Annotated in this window: 18 protein-coding genes; 12 read left to right on the top strand and 6 right to left on the bottom strand. The window is 45.3% G+C overall.

What is annotated here, in order from left to right:
* Positions 1–6: 6 nt before the first annotated feature.
* Both J7I83_RS08760 and J7I83_RS08755 read right to left on the bottom strand, forming a co-directional pair.
* The gene (locus tag J7I83_RS08760) at positions 7–336 is read right to left on the bottom strand and encodes a hypothetical protein (protein ID WP_215100315.1); all 330 of its coding nucleotides are present in this window, start codon (positions 334–336) and stop codon (positions 7–9) included.
* Between the two features lie 3 nt (positions 337–339).
* On the bottom strand, positions 340–918 hold the full coding sequence (locus J7I83_RS08755; protein WP_251047540.1) for an SCO family protein: 579 nt from the start codon (positions 916–918) through the stop codon (positions 340–342).
* A 233-nt stretch (positions 919–1151) separates the two neighbouring features.
* Here J7I83_RS08755 and glgB point away from each other — a divergent pair, with 233 nt between their 5' ends.
* From glgB to J7I83_RS08715, 8 genes are all read left to right on the top strand, one after another.
* Positions 1152–3011: a 1,4-alpha-glucan branching protein GlgB gene (gene glgB / locus J7I83_RS08750; RefSeq protein WP_215100313.1), complete on the top strand. Its 1860-nt coding sequence runs from the start codon at positions 1152–1154 to the stop codon at positions 3009–3011.
* The gene (locus J7I83_RS08745; protein WP_215100312.1) at positions 3011–4159 is read left to right on the top strand and encodes a glucose-1-phosphate adenylyltransferase; all 1149 of its coding nucleotides are present in this window, start codon (positions 3011–3013) and stop codon (positions 4157–4159) included. The genes glgB and J7I83_RS08745 overlap by 1 nt, the downstream gene beginning before the upstream one ends.
* Complete coding sequence (locus J7I83_RS08740; protein WP_215100311.1) at positions 4156–5178, top strand: GlgC family sugar phosphate nucleotidyltransferase; 1023 nt, start codon at positions 4156–4158, stop codon at positions 5176–5178. Before J7I83_RS08745 ends, J7I83_RS08740 begins: the two co-directional genes overlap by 4 nt.
* Positions 5175–6602 carry a glycogen synthase GlgA gene (glgA, locus tag J7I83_RS08735; protein ID WP_215100310.1) on the top strand — a complete coding sequence of 476 codons (1428 nt, stop codon included), beginning with the start codon at positions 5175–5177 and terminating at the stop codon, positions 6600–6602. Before J7I83_RS08740 ends, glgA begins: the two co-directional genes overlap by 4 nt.
* Positions 6603–6617: 15 nt before the next feature.
* A complete protein-coding gene (gene glgP / locus J7I83_RS08730; protein WP_215100309.1) occupies positions 6618–9005 on the top strand; it encodes a glycogen/starch/alpha-glucan family phosphorylase in 2388 nt (795 codons plus the stop codon).
* 19 nt (positions 9006–9024) lie between these two features.
* Positions 9025–9834: an SDR family oxidoreductase gene (locus J7I83_RS08725; RefSeq protein WP_215100308.1), complete on the top strand. Its 810-nt coding sequence runs from the start codon at positions 9025–9027 to the stop codon at positions 9832–9834.
* A 91-nt stretch (positions 9835–9925) separates the two neighbouring features.
* Complete coding sequence (locus tag J7I83_RS08720; RefSeq protein ID WP_215100307.1) at positions 9926–11056, top strand: MBL fold metallo-hydrolase; 1131 nt, start codon at positions 9926–9928, stop codon at positions 11054–11056.
* Positions 11057–11060: 4 nt separating this feature from the next.
* On the top strand, positions 11061–11321 hold the full coding sequence (locus J7I83_RS08715; protein WP_215100306.1) for a DUF3006 domain-containing protein: 261 nt from the start codon (positions 11061–11063) through the stop codon (positions 11319–11321).
* A 132-nt stretch (positions 11322–11453) separates the two neighbouring features.
* Here J7I83_RS08715 and J7I83_RS08710 read toward each other — a convergent pair whose 3' ends face one another.
* The 4 genes from J7I83_RS08710 to J7I83_RS08695 all read right to left on the bottom strand — a co-directional run bounded on the left by J7I83_RS08710 (position 11454) and on the right by J7I83_RS08695 (position 14665).
* Positions 11454–11753 (bottom strand): DUF3219 family protein, encoded by a 300-nt coding sequence (locus J7I83_RS08710; RefSeq protein ID WP_215100305.1) that lies wholly within the window; start codon positions 11751–11753, stop codon positions 11454–11456.
* Positions 11754–11756: 3 nt separating this feature from the next.
* Positions 11757–12923: an acyl-CoA dehydrogenase family protein gene (locus tag J7I83_RS08705; protein ID WP_215100304.1), complete on the bottom strand. Its 1167-nt coding sequence runs from the start codon at positions 12921–12923 to the stop codon at positions 11757–11759.
* A 106-nt stretch (positions 12924–13029) separates the two neighbouring features.
* The gene (locus tag J7I83_RS08700) at positions 13030–14085 is read right to left on the bottom strand and encodes a YkvI family membrane protein (RefSeq protein ID WP_215100303.1); all 1056 of its coding nucleotides are present in this window, start codon (positions 14083–14085) and stop codon (positions 13030–13032) included.
* A 250-nt stretch (positions 14086–14335) separates the two neighbouring features.
* On the bottom strand, positions 14336–14665 hold the full coding sequence (locus J7I83_RS08695) for a YflT domain-containing protein (RefSeq protein WP_215100302.1): 330 nt from the start codon (positions 14663–14665) through the stop codon (positions 14336–14338).
* Positions 14666–14787: 122 nt separating this feature from the next.
* On the opposite strand from J7I83_RS08695, the gene J7I83_RS08690 reads away from it, so the two are divergent.
* The 4 genes from J7I83_RS08690 (at position 14788) to J7I83_RS08675 (ending at position 17832) form a co-directional block, all read left to right on the top strand.
* Positions 14788–15522: an MBL fold metallo-hydrolase gene (locus J7I83_RS08690; RefSeq protein WP_215100301.1), complete on the top strand. Its 735-nt coding sequence runs from the start codon at positions 14788–14790 to the stop codon at positions 15520–15522.
* A 108-nt stretch (positions 15523–15630) separates the two neighbouring features.
* Entirely contained in the window at positions 15631–16674 is a 1044-nt protein-coding gene (locus tag J7I83_RS08685) for an LLM class flavin-dependent oxidoreductase (RefSeq protein WP_215100300.1), read from the top strand.
* Between the two features lie 80 nt (positions 16675–16754).
* Positions 16755–17396, top strand: coding sequence for an NAD(P)-dependent oxidoreductase (locus J7I83_RS08680; RefSeq protein ID WP_215100299.1), 642 nt, complete (start codon positions 16755–16757; stop codon positions 17394–17396).
* A 166-nt stretch (positions 17397–17562) separates the two neighbouring features.
* The gene (locus J7I83_RS08675; protein ID WP_215100298.1) at positions 17563–17832 is read left to right on the top strand and encodes a hypothetical protein; all 270 of its coding nucleotides are present in this window, start codon (positions 17563–17565) and stop codon (positions 17830–17832) included.
* The last annotated feature ends 32 nt before the right edge of the window (positions 17833–17864 follow it).

Here is a 17864-nt window from a genome sequence, read left to right as displayed (position 1 = left end):
TTTTTCTTACCAGTCCGTCGATTCTTTTTCCATAATGCCCAGTTCTTTCAGCAGCCGGGTAAAAACGCTGTCCTGATTCCCTTCAAAGGCTCGTTCGGTGCAGGAAGAATGAGGCGGATAATTGAGCTCCCGGGCTTCCCCCAGTGTCGATTCTTCCAGGAAGTTGGTGGCATCCGCCTGCTCAAAGCAGGAAGGTGCGATATATGTTCTGAACGAATGTTCCAGCACCACTCGGCTTTCCGGTGCTGGTAGGTTTTCCCTTGGAATGAAAAACAAGGCGAGCAATACGACGGCAGCAAGCAGGAGCACAGCCGTCCAAAATTTTTTCTGTTTCATGTTCTATTCCTCCGTCAATAGGATTTCCGCATCCGCTAAAATCTCTTCAACCGGTGGATTTAATCCGTCATACGATTTCATGATGACACCTTCCTGGTTGACTAAGTAGAAGGAGGTGCCATGAATGACTTGGTCATCATTTTCAGGTTTTCTGGCTAAAGTCTGGAAATTGTCCATGGCAAAATCATCAATTTCCTGAGGTGTGTATCCCGTCAGCAAGTTCCAGTTGGATAAATCGGCTCCGTAGTTTTCTGCATAGGATTTCAGGATTTCAGGTTTATCCAACGCCGGGTCCACGCTGAAGGATACGATTTGGACATCTAATCCTTCATCTTTTAATTGCGCCTGCAGGTCTGTCATGTTTGCCATCATCGGCAGGCAGACTGTGGTGCAATTGGTGAAAACAAAATCGGCGAGCCAAACTTCGCCTTCCAGATCAGCCAAGGCGAACTCTTCATTATTATGGTTGGTAAAAGTAAACTCTTCTATTTCCCATTGAAGCGGATCTTCAATGCCCTGATTGCATGCAGCCAAAAAAATGCTGAAGAAAACAGCCAGCCATAGCACTCTATATTTTCGCAAAAACTTCAGCCTCTCTTTCAATAAACAGCTATTCTCTTTTAGCGTAGTGGATATTCTTCCTTGAAACAAGGGTCTAAGGAAAAAGAAATGTGTAGACATTTCGAACGAGAGTGCCACCGACCTTTCTTGATTTATCGAAATTTTTGGACAATTAGATTTCTTAACAAGGAATTTACATTGCTTATGTAGAATTAAAAGAGACACGGAACTGTAAAAAATTTGGAGGTGTGAAGATGAATGACCTGAAAAGCCATCTTACTCAAGACTTGCTGGATGCTTTCCATGCTGGGCTGATGAAAGATGCTTATCTCTATTTTGGAGCACATGTCGCTGCAGATAAAACAAGGTTCACAATATGGGTTCCGGATGTGGCCAACGTAGCAGTTGCTTGTACAGGTCCTGAAAGTCGGGAAGATGAAGTTTTTCAAATGGAGCAACATCCCCTTGATGAAACCGTCTGGCACATACAGATTCCTCGGAAGATGACCGGTTATTCGTATGAATACATTATTGAAACACAGGATGGGCAGAAGCTGCGGAAATCGGATCCCTATGCTCTCGCTAGTGAAATGCGACCCCAAACCAAATCGGTTGTAGCTGCAGCTTCCAAGCATACATGGTCGAAAACAGTTTTACAGCAAAAGCAGATTCAAAATAATGACCATCGCGAAAAGCCGATGGTCATCTACGAATTACATATCGGGACATGGAAGCGCAACGCACAGGGCGATTTTTTGAACTACCGTGAATTGGCTTCGATACTCATCCCGTATATTTTGGATAGGGGCTTTACCCATATTGAAATCCTGCCCATTACAGAACATCCATTGGACGAATCCTGGGGATATCAGACCACCGGATACTTTGCGCCAACCAGCCGCTATGGAACAGCAGATGATTTGAAGTATTTTATCTCACAATGCGCAGAAAATAAAGTTGGATTGATCATGGATTGGGTTCCCGGCCATTTCTGTGTCGATGAACATTCGCTGGCTCTATTTAATGGCAGCACCTTATATGAAGAACATCGGGAGGAGCGGCGTGCCAATCCAGACTGGGGTACCTTGAATTTTGATATTCAAAAAGGAGAAGTTGTCAGCTTTCTAATATCCAGCGGCCATTTCTGGCTCAATGAATTTAAGTTTGATGGATTCCGAATGGATGCATTGGTTTGTTTATTGTTTATTCCCAACAAAAAAGAGCGTCCGCATAATCAGGAAGGCACCGATTTTCTGCGGAAATTGACGAACAGTTTAAGGGAGTTTTACCCGGAAGTTCTACTGATTGCCGAAGATGCCTGGCATTATCCGAAAGTGACGCACGACGTTTCTGAAGGAGGTGTTGGTTTTCACTATAAGTGGAACTTCGGCTGGATGCGTGACACGTTGGATTACATGGAGATACAGCCATCCCAACGCTCTGAAGCACATCAAAAAATGAATTTTTCTCTCATCTACCAGTATGAGGAGCGTTACCTTCTTGCACTGTCCCATGATGAAGTGGTGAACGGAAGAGGATCCCTATTAAATAAACTTCCCGGCACGTTGGATGAGCGCTTTCTTCAATTACGGCTGCTGCTGGGATTCTGGATTGCCCATCCGGGAAAGAAATTGCTGTTCATGGGACAGGAGTTTGGCCATTTTGAAGAATGGGAATTTAAGCCGGAATTGGATTGGGCTTCATTGGAAACCGAAGAACATAAAAGAATGGCTGATTTCACAAAAGACTTGCTGGGTTTTTATAAAACAGAGAAAGCCTTTTTTGAATTAGACGATCATCCGGATGGCTTTTCCTGGATTGATGCGGATAATCACGAACAAAGTGTGGCCGCCTTTATTCGGAGAGGGTACATGCCGCAGGATGAATGCATCGTCGTCTGTAACTTTTCGAGCCATCATTACGAGGACTTTAAGCTGGGGGTTCCGAAAAGCACGGAGTATGAAAAAATTTTTACATCAGGAAACGACGTCCGAGGAGATGTTGTTGGAACAGCAGATGATCCATACGATGATTTGCCTTACTCCGTTGAAGTGGATTTGCCTGCATTTACGATGAGCATTTGGAAACAAAAACAGGATGGGAGTGAAGCATGATGAAGGATAAAGTGGTCGCAATGCTGTTGGCCGGTGGACAGGGGAGCCGGTTGAAATCATTAACTTATACGATAGCCAAACCTGCGCTTCCGTTTGGTGGGAAATACCGGATTATCGATTTTCCATTATCCAATTGCACGAATTCAGGAATCGAGACGGTCGGCGTGCTGACGCAGTATCAGCCGCACGTCCTGCATGAATATATCGGGCTGGGAACCCCGTGGGATTTGGATCGCCATAACGGCGGGGTCACCATGCTTCCGCCATATGCAGAAATTGATGGGATAAAATGGTATGCCGGAACAGCCAGTGCAATTTATCAGAACATCAGCTTTCTTCAGTCCTATGATCCGGAATATGTCCTGATTCTTTCAGGGGATCATATTTATAAAATGGATTATGAGTTGCTGGTCGACTACCATAAAGAACACGAGGCAGACGTAACGATTTCGGTGCTGGAAGTACCATGGGAGGAAGCCGGCCGATTCGGGGTCATTAACGTCAACGACGAGATGGACGTTCTGGAGTTTGACGAAAAGCCGGAAAATCCGAAAAGTAATCTGGCTTCCATGGGTGTATACGTGTTTACATGGGGAAAATTGAAAGAGTACCTGGAGACGGACAATCTAGACGAAGCATCTTCTCATGATTTCGGGAAAGACATCTTGCCAGCGATGCTGAAAAAGGGCGAAAAAATGGTTGCTTATCCATTTAAAGGATATTGGAAAGATGTTGGGACAGTCGAAAGCCTTTGGGAAGCCAATATGGATTTATTGGACTTGAATTCTGGCCTGAACCTGCACGACTCGGGTTGGCGTATTTTCTCTTCAAATCCGCAACTTCCTCCGCAGGTCATTACTGAAACTGGAAATGTCCAGGGATCCATGGTAAATGAAGGCTGTGTAATTTCTGGTGACGTATCAAAATCTGTTATCTTTCAGAAAGTAAGAGTGGAAGAAGGGGCTTCGGTTTCGGAAAGTGTTGTCATGAGCGGAGTGACAATTAATAAAGGTGTTAATCTTCATCGGGTGATTGTACCGCCTAGGCTTGATGTGCCGGAAGGCTTCCAAATGCCGGAACAGAAGGATGAAGTGGTTTTATTGACACAAGAGAAATTGGACGAATGGAAGGAGCGTGGTGGAAAATGAATTTAATGGCTGTAGTGGATGCCTCTGTCAAAAAAGAAGGACTGCAGGACCTGACAATGCAACGGACTGTTTCTTCTGTGCCATTTGCAGGGCGCTATCGGTTAATCGATTTTCCTTTATCGAATCTTGTGAATTCGGGTGTTAATACGGTCGGTGTGTTCCCCACGTATCCTTTTGCTTCTTTGTTGGATCACATCGGGGTGGGCAAGAGCTGGGATTTGGATAGAAGAAAAAACGGACTTTTTTTCCTGCCGGTTACACAGCGTGATGGAGGATTGTCGAGTGTTGGTGCATTTGCGGCTTTAGAAGAGCATATGCAGTTTTTCACGAAGAGCATTCAGGCCTTTGTTGTTGTCATCAATAGCTTCGTCGTCAGCCAATTGGATTTCAAAGACATGCTGGATCAGCATATCCGTTCAGGTGCAGATATTACAGAAGCGGTGAGTGGAGGGGTTTCTTTAAAAACCTATATTTTGTCCAAAGATCTGTTGGTTGAACTGATACAGACTCACCGTGATAAAAAAGTGGTAAGCGTCGAAGATGTGGTTAATTTGAAAAAAAGCCCTCATACATTCAATGAATACGAATACAAAGGCTATTTTGCCATCATCGATTCTGTCCAAAGTTACTTTCAGGCGTCGTTGGCTTTGTTGGATGAAGAAAACAGGAAACAGCTGTTTCTGCCCAATCGTCCGATCTATACAAAAGTAAAGGATGAGCCACCGACACGCTATGTCAATGGTTCTCACGTTGAACGCGCGCTGGTCGCAAATGGCAGCACCATAATGGGTGAAGTGGTTGACAGCATCATCAGCCGTGCCGTTTACATTAAGAAAAGCGCACGCATAGAGAAATGTATTATTATGCAAAAATGTGTTATTGAGGAAAATTGTGACTTGTCTTATGTCATTGCAGATAAAGATGTCTACATCGGTGAAGGGGTAGTTTTGCACGGAACAGCGGAACAGCCGATTGTATTGCGCAAAGGGGAAACGGTCACTAAGGAGGATTCGCGATGAAAATCATTATGGCAGCAGCAGAATGCGCACCTTTTGCCAAAGCCGGCGGACTGGCGGATGTAATGGGGGCGCTGCCCAAAGAGCTCAGCAGATTAGGCCATGAAGTCAATGTCATTGTACCGAAATACAGTTTGATTTCTGAAGAATACGTTTCCGGATTTGTCCTGAAAGAGTCGCTTGAATTCGACTTTAAAGGGCAACAAAAGACTTTTAGGGTTTTTGAATATGATCATGCCGATGTGAAATTTCTGTTTGTGGAAAATGACGACTATTTCAAAAGAGATCAAATTTATGCTCAAGCAGATGATTCAGAACGATATGCATTCTTTAACCGCGCAGTGCTGGAAATCATTCAGCATCAGGAACAGCCAGCGGATTTGCTTCATGTACATGATTGGCATACCGCCATGGTTCCATTTCTATTGAAGGAAGATCGGCGATATGTGTCCATCAAATCGATTAAAACTGTCCTGACGATTCACAATCTGCAATTTCAAGGAAAGTTCTCAAAAGACGTTTTCCTGGAAAATTTTGAAATGGACGCGCGTTACTATGATGATGGCATTGTGGAGTGGCAGGGAAACTTCAACTCGTTAAAAACTGGCATATCCTATGTGGATAAAATCACGACCGTCAGTCCTACTTATCGAGATGAAATCTTGACGGATTTTTATGGAGAAAAGCTCAATGGCTTGCTTCAGGAAAAACAGCAGGACCTGATCGGTATTTTAAACGGCATCGATACAGAGGTCTATAATCCCGCAACTGACCTGGCCATCGAACGGGAATTTGATGCTATGAGTATGGAAGGGAAACAGGTCAACAAACGAGCAGTCCAATCGACAGTGGGACTTCCAGAACGTGGAGACGTACCATTATTGACGATGATTTCCAGGTTATCAGGGCAAAAAGGGATTGATGTTTTGCAGGAGGTGCTCCCTAGGTTATTGGTGGAAGAGGATCTTCAGTTTGTGTTATTGGGTTCCGGTGAAGAACAGTATGAACAGTTTTTTCGGAAGCTGGCTGATGATTTTCCGGACCGGGTCTATATCCATGTCGGCTTCGATGAGGCATTTGCCCATCTGTTGTACGCAGGGGCTGATATCTTCCTAATGCCTTCACATTTTGAGCCCTGTGGCTTGAGCCAGCTGATTTCGATGCGTTATGGAACCATCCCGGTGGCCAATAAAACAGGCGGCTTGAAAGACACGGTCGTGGAATACGATGAACAGCTAAAGTCCGGAAATGGATTTTTAAGTGATTTTTCACAGGCTAAACCCTTCGGTCTTGCCCTTCAGCGATGTTTGGCTTTTTATCAGCAGCCGGAGCATTGGGAAGCCATCAAAAAAAATGGCATGGAAGGTAATTATTCCTGGTCGCGCTCTGCGGCAGAATACGCTAAACTCTATGAAAGGATAATCTAAAGGGGGGTGCCAATTATGTTTTCTTCCAAAGAAGAGTTTAAAAAAATCTTTGTCACTCGAGTCGAACACAAGGGAATGGGAAACACTAATGAATTGGCTTATGAAACTCTTTGGGAAATGACACAAGAGTGGATTCAGGACCGCTGGAATCGGACCGACCAATTGTATAAAGACAATAACGAAAAGCAATTGTATTATTTTTCCATTGAATTTCTGATTGGACGGGTCTTGGGGCAAAACCTCATTAATTTAAATTGTTATGATACCGTGAAAGAAGGTCTTGGTGAACTGGGGCTACAACTGGCCGATATAGAGGAATTGGAAATAGAACCAGGTCTCGGAAATGGCGGATTGGGAAGGTTAGCGGCTTGCTTTATGGATTCTTTGGCTTCCCTTGAATTGCCGGGCCACGGATATGGGCTGCGCTACAAGGGCGGTTTGTTTACCCAGCATTTCGTGAATGGCCATCAGACAGAACAGCCTACCCAGTGGATACAGGAAGAACACAATGTGGACGTTCGCCGTGAGGATCTCGCAGTAGATATTCCTTATTACGGAGAGGTCCAATTGGTCATGGGGCTTGATGGACTTAAGGTCAAAGTGGGAAATCCGGAGTGGGTCAAAGCGGTGCCTTATGATATGCCGATCGTGGGGGCAAATGGCGGTACAGTCAATACCCTTCGACTATGGCAAGCGGAAGTTTCAGATCGTCCGTTTCCAGGCAATAAGGATTACGCAGTCTATGAGCACGAAACTGCCAAAATAACGGATCGGCTATACCCGGATGACTCTTTGGATGCCGGAAAAATCCTGCGTCTGAAACAGCAATATTTCCTATGCAGTGCATCTCTTCAAACTATTTTGAACAATCACAGCTTTTCCATAGAGGCGCTCCCTGAAAATGTCGCCATTCAAATCAATGATACGCACCCGGCTCTGGCGGTTCCGGAATTGATGCGCCTGTTGATTGACGACTATGACTTGAACTGGGATCAAGCCTGGGATATCACCACCCGCACTATTTCCTATACAAATCATACAATTTTGGAAGAAGCGATGGAAAAATGGGACGGCGGGCTGATTCAGTCCTTGCTCCCGAGAATCTATATGGTCATCGAAGAAATCGATCGGCGCTTTAAAGCAAGCTTGCAGCAGCAGTCACTCGATGAAGAATCTCTTCACAAACTATCCATTATCGAAAACGGCATCATTAAAATGGCGGTTTTGGCAGTAGTGGGAAGCTATAAAGTGAACGGTGTGGCAAAATTGCATACGGAGATTTTGAAGAAGCGTGAAATGAAAGAACTAAACGAGCAGTTCCCGAATAAGTTCCATAACAAGACCAACGGCATTACGCATCGCCGGTGGTTGGTCAAAGCTAATAATGAATTGTCCGGATTGATTACGGAGACGATTGGACCGCAGTGGATTAAGGAGCCGGAGCGGTTGAGCGAATTGCATTATTTTGCACAAAATCACTCATTTCTTCAGGATTTCCAGGCGATCAAAAGCTTGAAAAAAGAGCATCTGATCCATCACCTCCAACGAAATCAAAACGTCATCGTAGATCCAGATTCAATTTTTGATATCCATATCAAACGGTTCCATGGCTATAAGCGCCAGTTGATGAATATTCTTCACATCCAGATGCTGTACGACCGGATCAAACGGGACCCGACGTATCGACCATATCCGCGCACCTTCTTTTTTGGTGGAAAAGCGGCACCAAGTTACCATTTTGCTAAACAGGTTATCAAGATGATCAATACGGTGGCGGAAAAAGTGAACAGTGATCCTTTGGCACGAAAACACCTTCATGTCGTTTTTGTTGAAAATTACAATGTGACGCAAGCGGAGTACCTGATTCCGGCAGCAGATGTCAGCGAACAGATATCGACAGCCTCCAAAGAAGCTTCAGGAACAGGCAATATGAAGCTGATGATGAATGGCGCATTGACGATTGGCACTTTTGATGGTGCAAATGTCGAAATATTTGAACAGGTTGGAGAAGAAAATGCTTTTGTTTTTGGAATGAGGGCTGAGCGGGTCATGCAATACGAGAAGGAGAAATCCTATAATCCGAAGGAAATAATTGATTCGGATCCGGAAATTGCGCAATTGATGGAAGAGCTGGTCAAAGGTGAATGGACAGAAGGAGAAACAAATGTCGATTTTATTGTTGATCAGTTGCTGGAAGATGGCGACCCTTATTTTGTACTAAAGGATATTCGCAGTTATTCAAAAGCGCATGAACAGATTTTGGATGCCTACATGCATACGGAAAAATGGGCTGAGATGTGTGTGAAAAACATAGCGGCTTCAGGTATTTTCTCAAGTGATCGAACCATCCAGCAATATTCAGACGATGTCTGGCATTTAACGAAAATTCCCAGTATACATTAGAAGCTGAAAGGGTGGGAATATGGCAGATACAGAATTCGATAACACCGATTTAAAAGACTATAAGGCCAGTGGGGCACTCACTGGCAAGGTGGCCATTGTCACAGGTGCCAGCAGTGGCATCGGCCAGGCGGTGGCAATTGCTTACGCTAAGGAAGGCGCAAAAGTGGTCATCGGCTATCTTGGTGACGACGATGGCGCCCAAAAGACCATCAAGTTGATTGAAGGCTATGGTGGAGAAGCTAAAGCGCTAAGCGGTGATTTGGGCAAATCGGAGAATTGTGATCAACTGGTCCAATTCACGTTAACAGAATTCGGCCAAGTAGATATCTTAGTCAATAATGCAGGTTATCAATACCCTCAGACATCACCTTTGGACATTACGGATGAGCAGCTGCTGAAGACGTTTGAAATCAAGGCATTTGCCATGTTCTATTTGACACGGGCGGCCCTACCGCACTTGAAGAAAGGTTCACGCATTATCAATACCGCCTCCATCAACGCTTATCGAGGCCATTCGGATTTGATCGATTATGCAGGAGCCAATGGCGCGATGGTGGCGATGACACGGTCGTTGGCCAGGCGTTTAGTGCGTGAGGAGATTGCTGTGAACGGCATCGCGCCAGGACCGATCTGGACACCGCTGATCACCAAAACTTTCGGTGAGTTAAATCCGAATGTGGCGGAAGGCTTTGGTGAAGATGTGCCGGCAGGACGTCCAGGACAGCCATATGAACTGGTTAAAGCATATGTGTTTCTAGCCGACCCGCAGAATTCGTATATGACGGGCCAGTTTCTACATATGAACGGTGGCGACTACATGTCTACGTAAATGAAAAAGCAGGACAAGGAGTGTTCCTTGTCCTGCTTTTTCATTTGGGTTTGCTTATGGTAAAATTCACTGGAGAAAGAGGAGTGAGTTTTTGAAAAAGATCATATGGGTCCTACTGGCAGCACTTGTTTTTATGCTGCTTGCAGCTTGTGCGGAAATAGCCGAGCAGCCGGAGGAAGAACGCAATGACAACGAAACAGATCAACAGAGGGAACGGTCAGAGATTGAAGAACCAGCTGGGGAGGAAGTTTTTCAGGATGGTTTGAAAGTGCATTATATCGATGTTGGGCAAGGGGATTCCACGCTGCTAGAATTTGAAGGATTTGCGATGTTGATTGATGCAGGTAACTGGAATTCAAAAGAAGCAGTGGATTATCTGAAACAGCGGGGCATACAGGACATTGATATCGTTGTCGGCACGCACCCGGATGCGGACCATATCGGACAGATGGCGCAGGTCATCGGAGAGTTTGAGGTTGGGGAAGTATGGATGTCCGGCAATACAAGCAGCTCCAATACATTCCTCAATGTCCTGCAGGCTATCGAAGCAAGCGGCTCGGATTATGTAGAATCGAGAAGCGGTGACAGCTATGATGTAGGCTCTATGCAAATCGAAGTGCTGTATCCGGATGAAATCACCGGTGCAGCGAACGAAGAGTCGGTGTCGTTGAAAATAACCTATGGTGATGTCCGTTTCGTTTTCACAGGAGATGCTGGTGTTAAGCAGGAACAGGAAATGATCGACAGTGGTATGGGGCTCGAAGCTGAAATTCTGCACTTGGGCCATCACGGTTCCAATACGTCGACAAGTCCGGCTTTTTTAGGGGCGGTAGCTCCTGAAGTGGCAATTTACAGTGCAGGAGCCGACAATTCCTATGGCCATCCGCATGCAGAGGTGATTGCCGCTGCAGAAAATGCAGGAGCAGAAGTATACGGTACAGATGTTAATGGGACCATCCTGGTTGAAACAGACGGCAAGTCCTATAGTGTAAAAACGCAGCAGGAAGGGGTGCCGACTGAAGGAGAAAATCGATGCATTGATTTGAACATAGCTTCTTCAGCGGAACTGCAGGAAATTACGGGAATTGGTAAAGTTTATGCGCAGTCCATCATCGACCAGCGGCCGTTTGAAAACGTGGAAGAATTGCTTGATATTAAAGGAATCGGCCAAGGGACGCTGGATGATATTCAAGAACAGGACTTGGCATGCATAGGAGGGTAAGGCGATGAAAGGGATTTTGGACCGGATCGAAGATGGCAGGCATGCAGTCATCCTCGTGGAAAAAGAAGGGGTAGAACTGATTTTGCCTGCCGATCGCTTGCCTGAAGGAAGCCGGATCAATTCCTGGTTTACTATCGACGCGGAAAATGGCCAATTAATGGTCACTTTGGATGAGGAACTGTCTCTTGCCAAAAGCGGGCAGGCTGAAGAGCTGATTGCCAGGCTGCGGACTAGGAAAAAAGGCAGCCGCTTTAAGCGGAATTGAGAAGAAGCCCGGGACCTTTAAAAGGTTCCGGGCTTTTTTGGTGTCTGTGAAAAAATGAACAAAAGCATGACGAAAATTCCCTCAAGCCCACAGAAAAGTGTAGTCATTTTGCGGGATATCAAAGCAACCTATCTAGACCTGCTCAACTAATTCCAAGTAATAATCAGCTACTTGGCCGGGTTTGTACAAATCGGTGATGGACGTTGAATAATTGGAAATAGATGCGTTGAATTCCAGTTCCTGAGCTGGAACACGGATCCGGAAATTCATTTCATAAAGCAGTACCGCAATATCGTGGTATTGTTCGCTGGTCACTTTGAAGTCGAAGGAGATTTTTCTTTTTTGCTGATGAGAATTGGCTTTTTCACTCACTTCTTCTTTGAAATTAAAAGCATGGATCTCGGTTGTATTGATCCAAACGGTAGTTTCCATCATTTATTCCACCTCTGTTTTTGAATATTGGGTAAAGGTTTTGATTGCTTGCGCCGCCAATTGGCTCTTGACCATGTCTTCCATCGGAGGATTGTAGAGTCCGGCACGGACATTAAGGTAATGGCGATGCATCGGGTTGTCTTCTGAAAGGGCCCGGGAACCGACGATTTTCATCGCCTTATCTACTACGCCCATTGCCGCATGAGTCACAGCAATTTTTGTGATATTCAACGCTTCATCCATTTCCGCTTTATTGGCAGAAAGGCTGTAGCGTTCCGCAGTGCCGTACAAAAGATGGCGGGCAGTCGTCAGTTCAAGTTCCATTTCACCGATAGTCTGCTGGATGGCAGGCGTCTCCGCAATCGGCTTATCGAGAGATGCAGGGCTGTAATTGGCTGCAAACTCAACCGCATAGGCTCTTGCAGCCGCAGCAATTCCAATATAGCAGGCGGGAATATGGAGTAGCCAGCCTTTAGTGGCGGCTGACTTTCCTGTGGGTTTCAAAATATGGGTTTTGGGGATCCGCACCCTGTCGAGGACCAGTGTGTGGCTCGCAGTGCCTCTCATTGCCACCATGTTCCAGGTTTCATCGATTGATACTCCGTCAGCATGACGCGGAATGATGACGGTGATGACTTTATCGTTTTCTGCAACAGCGGTCACAAAAATATAATCAAGAGCGGGTGCCATGGACGTGTAAGTTTTTTCTCCATTAATGACATAATGGTCCCCATCCGAAATAGCCGTGGTGCGGGGTAATGCCCCTCTGGCAGGGCTGCCGGCATTTGCTTCTGTAGCTGCAGTATTGATGAGCGCACCATTTGTGATTTCTGCCATCAGCCAATCAGCGGATTCTTCCTGCCAATGACGATTTTCAGCGTATTCCAGGACAATACCGACATGCCAGCCGATTGAAAGCGCCGTGGCTCCTGAACCTTCTGCTATGGCTTCCTGTGCCAATACATATTCGTACAGCCCGAATCCTTGGCCGCCGTATTCTTGCGGCAGTGTCAAGGTATGATAGTTCATTTTTTTCAGGTCCTTGATGTTTTCGAAGGGGAAGGAGCCAAGTGCATCCAGTTCCGGCTCGCGCGTCCGAAAAATTGGCTGCAAGGCGCGAAGCTGATCGATTAACGCTTGCTGTTCCGGTGTTTTAATAAATTGGTTCATAAAGAGACTCCTTCCGGTTTTCTTTAATTAACGGTACCATAAAAAAGCCGCCAAAGCAGTGTGGCAGGCTTTGGCGGCGTGGGTGTCGGCGGGGAAAGAATCCCACTTATTGATGTTTCTTTTTATGCGGTTTTCGGATATCAGCTAAGATTAAGGCTCCGACAAGGAAAAAGCCGAGATAGCCGACGATCGGATAAAACAGACTAACGAGCTCTGTGAACCCGACAAAACTTAAAATGTAAGCGACAATTCCGACGATGATGACGAAAATACGGAATTTTTTAGTGCCCATTACAACAAAACGCGCTGAGAATGAAAACAGCATACTGACTGCTGTATTGTAGATCATGGCGAATAGGATAAACGACATAAAGATCCCGAGGACTGGTGAAATATCATCGGCAATTTGCAGCAATGGCAATTCTGCGCTGCCGACAACATCCACTTTGGAGAAAATTGCTAAATGGCTCAGGATAATCAGGCCGCCCAGAACGAGGCCGCCAATAAAACCGCCGCGTGCTGCGATTTTTTCATCCTTTTCAGTTCCCCCCATAACAATGGCCATCGAAGCACCAACAGCAATATTGAATGATACATAATTGAGTGCTGAAAGGAACCAGTTTGGCAAGGGCGAAGCTTGCTCATTGGCAATCGGATCCAGTGAAGCAAATGTGGAATCCATCGTCATCAGACTGTAAACAGCCAAACCGATGACAGCGATGATCAGAAACGGTGTGATGCTGCCGATAATGGCGATGACTTTTTGGACATTCAGCATGATGGTCAGAACGACCAAAATTACCATGACTGTACTGCCCAGCGGTGCCGGTAAATCGAATTGCTGAGAGAAGATAGAACCTGCTCCTGCAATCATCACCACTCCTACACCAAACAAAGTAAGGATGATGATGTAATCAACGATGGTCCCAATTATTTTCCCGCTAATGCCAAAAATGGCTTCTTTATGTGAGGTGGTTTTCATCCGGCTTCCCAGACGCGTCAAGCTCATTCCTAAATATGCAAATAAAGCGGTTGCAAGAATTGCTGCGATTGTCCCCATATAGCCGAAACTGGTAAAATACTGCAGAATCTCTTGGCCAGAAGCAAACCCGGCTCCGACGATAATGCCGACAAAGGCACTTCCCATTTTTAAACTTTTCATGTTGTTCCCCCTTGGTGCGATTTGATGCATTGATAAGTTTTTTAAAAATTAAAAAATCCCTATCTAAATATAACAAAATTCGCAAAAGGATACAATAGAGAAAAGTTGCTGTTAATACATATAACTCAATATACCTAGGCGTGAGCTTGGGTAAAAATAACATATTAGAATAATTAAACAATAAGTTTTAAATCAAGTTTAATGCATAAAAAAGCATCACCCAGTGCACAGGCGATGCTTTGGAAACTACTTATTCAACGTTTTTATTCGCGACAATGACCAATTTTCCTTTATCAAGTTCTTCTTCATACTGCTCTGCTTCTTGATCCGATAAACCGGCAGCTGCCAATTTCGCGCGAAGCTCATCGCCTCGTGAACTGGTCATATTTTTCATGCTGTCGAGGAAGCCTTGTTCTTTCATGCCGACTTCTTCTGTGTCTAATGCTTTCGTAATGTCCTTATTGCGTTTTTTATCGTGCGCAAAAATGTAGATGTCATCGTGCGTGTATCCTTGAGTTTCTAACTTTTCGATTTCTTTTTTGGCTTGTACTGCGTTTTCAACTGTCATTTTTAAAGTCAATGTAATCCCTCCAAGTAATTTCTATCTTATTAGTATGCATACCACCGCGAACGAAGGGTTAAACAACAGGAACTTTAAGTAATCGGTTATACTGAAGAAAATTAGGGATGAGGAGTGGTTTTTTGAAGATCATACCAATTGGCATTTGGGGCGGTTATCCCAATAAAAATGAAGCAACCTCGGCTTTTTTGATTGAGCAGGACGGTTTCCGCTGTTTGATCGATTGCGGCAGTGGAGTGTTGGCGGCAGTTCAGAATTACACGGAATTGAGTGAATTGGATGCTGTCATCATCAGCCATTACCATCCAGACCATGTCGCTGATATCGGCGTACTGCAGCATGCAGCGATGGTGGGCATGCAATTGAAGAAGTGGGATACTCCTTTGTTTATCTACGCCCATGATAAGGATTCTGATGAATTCGAGAAGTTGTCATATAAAGGCGTCACCGAAGGCCGGGCCATACAGGCTTCGGAAACGCTTGAACTTGGTCCGTGGCAGGTTTCGTTCTGTGAAACGATTCACCCGGTATACTGTCTGGCCATGAAATTCACAGCGAATGGACGGACTGCTGTATTTACTGCAGATACCAGCTGGAAAGAAGAGCTGATCGATTTTTCGCAAGAAGCTGATTTGCTTGTTGCCGAATCAAATCTCTACGAAAAATACATTGGAATTATTCAAGGCCATCTTAGCGGCAGCCAGGCTGGAGAGCTTGCTGAACGTGCTGGTGCCAAAAAAATGTTGCTGACCCATCTGCCGCAATACGGAGAGCTGGATGAAATTTTGCATGCGGCAAAGTCCAGCTATTCTGGTGAAGTCGAGTTTGCAATGATAGGGAAGGATTATGAAATTTGAACGGTCAGCCATCTCTGCCTCGATCAGTTAGAGGCAGGCAGAAAGTTTGTATACCAGATATTTTCCTTTTATCCTTAAAGCATACGAAGGATGAAAGGAAGTTAAAAAATGTCACAACCCATAGATTCATTTCCGATTTCCGTTCTGGACTTGGTTCCAGTCCGTGAAGGTGGAACCACGAAAGATGCATTAGATGAAATGGTCACCATTTCACAGCATGTAGAGAAATTGGGCTATCGGCGATTCTGGCTGTCTGAGCATCACAATACAGCCACTCTTGCCAGCTCTGCTACAGCAATTTTGATTTCCAAAGTTCTTGAAAACACCAGATCCATTCAAGTGGGATCGGGGGGCATCATGCTGCCGAACCACACCCCGTTGGTTGTCGCGGAACAATTCGGCACTTTGGAAACCTTGCATCCGGGACGTTTGAATCTTGGTCTTGGGCGTGCTCCAGGAACGGATATGCAGACAGCTCATGCACTCCGCAGAACGACGCAGGAAACAGCGTTCGCTTTTCCACAGGACGTTGTTGAATTGCAAAATTACTTAAAGCCGCTTCATGAGCAAGGGCCTGTACGGGCGCATCCGGGAGTGGGGACGGCAGTGCCGGTTTATATCCTCGGATCCAGCACCTCGAGTGCCCAGCTTGCCGCACGCCTTGGACTGCCATATGTTTTCGCGGCGCATTTCGCACCGCAGCAGCTAGAACAGGCATTACAGATTTACCGCAGCGGATTTCAGCCTTCTGAATACTTGGCCGAGCCGTATGTGATGGTTTGCGTCAATGTCATCGGAGCCGACTCCAACGAAGAAGCTGAGAAGTTGGCGACGTCCAGTGATCAATTTTATTTAAATGTTGTGAGAGGCAGCAAGAACCTGTTGCAGCCTCCGCTTGATACAATGGATGGCCAATGGAGCTACCGCGAGGAAATGATGGTGCGGGGAATGTCGCAATACAGCTTTAAAGGCGATGTGGAGACGATCAGCGAACGCTTGGGGACATTTGTAGCCGAACTGCAGATTGATGAAGTGATTGCGGTTTCCTATATCTACGACCAGGAAAAAAGAAAACGTTCATTTGAAGTGCTGAAGCAGGCAGCTGATCGATTTGATCTGATCCAACAGCATTCCACTTCTTCAAATGCATGAAAGAAAAGCAGCCGCATTTCTTATGAAAACTGATCTTTTTGTTCTTTCTATACAGATTATAGAGACTGGAGGGGAAGTAAATGAAAATAGGGATTATTGGTGCTACAGGAAAAGCCGGTAATTTAATTTTGAAAGAAGCGTTGAAAAGAGGGCATGAAGTAACGGCCATCGTCCGAAATTCGCAAAAAGTCGAGAATTCCGACGTGCCGGTGCTGGAAAAGGATGTTTTCAGTTTAACGGCAGAAGATTTGGTTCCCTTTGATGTGGTGGTCAACGCGTTTGGTGTTCCCCCTGAAAAGGCTGGGCAGCATATAGAAGCCGGAAGACTTCTGATTGATACGCTCAAAAAAGCTTCGGATACCCGTTTGATTGTGGTCGGAGGCGCTGGCAGTTTATTTGTTGATGAAGCGCGAACGACCCGTCTGGCAGAAACTCCGGAGTTTCCTGAAGCGTTTAAATCGATCGCCAACGGCCAAGCGCAAAATTTGGCCGACCTGGAATCATCAGAAGGAATTCAATGGACATTTTTGAGCCCTGCAGCATTTTTCGATCCGGAGGGCCGCAGAACGGGGCGTTACCAAAAAGGCGATGATGCATTTATCGTCAACAGCAAAGGGAAAAGCTATATCAGCTATGCTGATTATGCACTTGCATTGGTCGATGAAATCGAAAGTGGCGAACATATGAATAGACGGTTCACCGTCGTTTCTGAAAGTCATTGAAAGTCCGGAAAAGCCGATTCTAAAGAGAATCGGCTTTTCCAATGGCATGAAATCCTTGGCAGCCAAAAAGAACTTGCCATGAAATGTTCACCTTCCTCAAAAGAACGGAAGCAGGAATCATGTATAATGAAATGAAACTTAAGGTTTAAAGGTGGGAATCAACACAATGGATTTTTTATATTTTCCTGAAGACAAATCGGAATACATCCCTGGGATTATTTCTGTCGTTATCATATTCATTTTATCCGTGCTGATCGTGCGGTTATTGGTTAAAGCTTCACACAAGCAAGTAAAGCAATTGGAAGACCAGGGCTATCCAGCTGTCTACAAAGATGGTTTTGACGCGGAAAGACCGGATGAGGAAGTTGCTGATCCACAGGAAACAGTAGACAAAGTAAATGAAGAAAAAGAAGTCCGTAATAAACCGAAGTCCTGACAACCGTCAGGGCTTTTTTTGATTGTTTTAAA

This window comes from Planococcus sp. ISL-110 (assembly GCF_018613575.1).
GTDB lineage: Bacteria > Bacillota > Bacilli > Bacillales_A > Planococcaceae > Planococcus.
This window is presented reverse-complemented; position numbering and strand designations above follow the sequence as displayed.